2 protein-coding genes are annotated in these 2,794 nt (G+C 69.6%); one reads left to right on the forward strand and one right to left on the reverse strand.

Features of this window, described 5'->3' with window-relative positions:
* Nucleotides 1-82: 82 nt before the first annotated feature.
* On the reverse strand, nucleotides 83-649 hold the full coding sequence (locus tag AAHZ94_RS32115; protein ID WP_349997234.1) for a hypothetical protein: 567 nt from the start codon (nucleotides 647-649) through the stop codon (nucleotides 83-85).
* A gap of 305 nt (nucleotides 650-954) precedes the next feature.
* Here AAHZ94_RS32115 and AAHZ94_RS32120 point away from each other — a divergent pair.
* On the forward strand, nucleotides 955-2,794 hold a 1,840-nt coding region (locus AAHZ94_RS32120; RefSeq protein ID WP_502964847.1), incomplete at its 3' end, for a helix-turn-helix domain-containing protein.

A 2,794-nucleotide genomic window follows, 5' to 3' on the forward strand; every position in this document is an offset into this window, starting at 1 on the left:
AAGGCCGCCTGTACGTACGGCAGTTACCAATCCGAGTGATCAAGTGCGAGGACTCGTTCGGACTCCGAGATTAAAGATAAAGCTAGGCGTAGTTCTGCAACCAGATCTCGCTGGTGTGTTCCTGGCCGGAGAGCTGGATCTGGGCGCGGTATGTGGCACCCTTCTTCGCCTTATCGCTGCGGAAGCGGTTCACGTTCCCGTCAGAGGGTCGCCACTTCGTGGTGAACAGGGTCTTCCACTTCTTGCCTGACCGCTGCTGCCAGCGCACCCGGAACTTCGTGCCGTCCCCGCCGTTCCAGGACCGGATGACGATCTGGAAGACCTTGGACCTGGACTTGACCGCGCCGGTGTTCCAGCTCTTGCTCTTCTTCGAATTGTGGTAGAGCGTGACCCACTTGGCCTGTGCGGACACCGAGGACGCCGCGTCGGTGGCCGTCGCGCTCGAACCGATCGCCACCGATGTCGCGCTGGTAGCGGTCTTGGGTGCCGGGGAGGCCGCCTCGGCGGACGTCCCGACGGCAAGGCCCGCACCGAGCGCGGCGGCGGCCACGAAGACCGTGGCACGCAGGCGAATGTTGCGGTTGTTGGTTCCGCTTGCGGAGTCGGCCGACCCGGTCGAGGGCGACGACGCCTTCGTACGTGATAACACTCCTGCTTCTCCTTCGTGCGATTGCTGTGCCGATTTCTGCGATGGAGCATGGAGAGTCCCCCGCAGTGCCGCGCAGTTCGCGCCGCACCGAGGAGTGCTGCTTGCGACGTCGAGTCTTCAAGGGCCGCGGAATGTTGCGCAGGGGGGCCGGGCACTCGCAACAATGGGCAGGCCGCCGCACCCACCCGAGGATCGCCCCCGCGGCTGGCCGAATCCGCCGCTGGTCACACCTCGTGCCGCTCGGTAGGTTCCACGCTCATACGGGCTCAGGAACTCCTTTGGCAGCGACCGCGAAAGAGGGACCGGTGGCAGGACGTCGAGAGAAACCGTTGAATCCTCATGCCGGTCCGGTACAGCAATTCGCCCACGGATTACGGCAGTTACGAGTCGACGCGGGCAGCCCGACCTACCGCGAACTGGCTCGGCGCGCCGGCTACTCGGTCGCCGTGCTCTCCCGTGCGGCGGGCGGTGAGCGACTGCCCACCCTGGAGGCCGCGCTGGCCTACGTCGCCGCCTGTGGCGGGGAGGTGGAGGAGTGGCGGCGGCGCTGGCACGAGGCCACCGAAGCGGATCTCCCCTCGGCCCTGGATGATTCCCCCTCGCCCTATCCGGGGCTGGCCCGGTTCGAGCCCGAGGACCGTGAACGGTTCTTCGGCCGGGACCAGTTGATCGGCGACATCGTTGCCCTGGTGCGCACCAACCGTCTGACGGCGCTCGTCGGGGCCTCCGGCAGCGGCAAGTCCTCCCTCCTGCGCGCGGGGCTGATCCCGCGGCTCCAGCAGGCCGACCGCGATGGCCCGACGACGGCCGGGCGGCTGGCCCGCATCCAGATCCACACCCCTGGCCCCCACCCCAGGCGCCTGCTCACGGCGCTCGCAGCCCAGCACGGCGAGCGCGAGGCCGGGAAGGGGAGCGGGACCGCAGCCGAAGACGGGCACGCGAACCAGGGGCAGGGTCAGGGCGAGGGCCCCGACCAAGGTGAGGACAACAACGACGCCGCTACGGCCACCGGTACCGGCGAAACCCTCGTACTCATCGACCAGTTCGAGGAGATCTTCACGCTCTGCCAGGACCAGGCCGAGCGCACCACGTTCCTGGACGGTCTCCTTGCGGCCGTGCGACGGCCGGGGAGCCAGCTACGCCTGGTCATCGCGGTACGCGCCGACTTCTACGGCCGGTGCGCGGAGCACCGGCCACTCGCCGATGCGCTGCGCACTGCGACGCTCCTGGTCAGCCCGATGACCTCGGACGAGTTGCGACAGGCAATCGTCGGCCCCGCGCAGACGCAGGGCCTGAGCGTCGAACGGGCCCTGACCGCCAGGTTGGTGGAGGAGTTGCGCAGCGAGGTCGGTGGGCTGCCGCTGCTGTCGCACGTACTGCTGGAGACGTGGCGCAGGCGGCGCGGTCGCACCCTCACGACAGCGGCGTACGAGGCCGCCGGCGGTGTGCACGGAGCGATCGCGGCGACGGCGGAAGACGTGTGCGCCCGATTCTCCGCGGAGCAGTTGGTTCTGGCACGCCGTGTGCTGCTGCGGTTGATCACTCCGGGCGAGGGCGCACAGGACACCCGGCGTCCGGCCTCCCGGGCCGAGTTGGCGGGCATCGGCGGCGGTGCGGGCGAAGGGGCTTCGGCCGGCACGGAGAGTGTCGCGCTGGTCATCGAACTCCTCGCCAGGGCTCGGCTGGTCACCCTCGATCACGAGCACGTCGAGCTCTCACACGAGGCGCTGATCACTGCTTGGCCGCGGTTGCAGAGGTGGATCGAGGAGGACCGTGAGGGTCTGCTCACCCATCGGCGGCTGACCGAGGCGGCCACGGCGTGGGACGCGTGGGAGCGGGACCCCGGCACGCTGTACCGGGGCGCCCGGCTGGAGGTGGGCCGGGAGTGGGTTGCGCGGGGAGGTCACCGCGCGGCCCTCACCCCCTTGGAGCTCGCCTTCCTCGATGCGAGCGTCGCCGCGGCGGACCACGAGCGGGCCGTGGTCACCCGGCGTACGCGCCAGTTGCGGTACCTCGCGCTGGGGCTGGCCGCGCTGCTCGTCGTGGTCACGGCAGTCGGCACGTTGGCGGTCTATCAGCGACACAGCGCCGTACGGGCCCGCGAAGCCGCGCTCTCCCGACAACTGGCCGCCCAGTCGTTGAGCC

The sequence above is a fragment of the Streptomyces sp. HSW2009 genome (assembly GCF_040240285.1).
Lineage (GTDB): Bacteria > Actinomycetota > Actinomycetes > Streptomycetales > Streptomycetaceae > Streptomyces.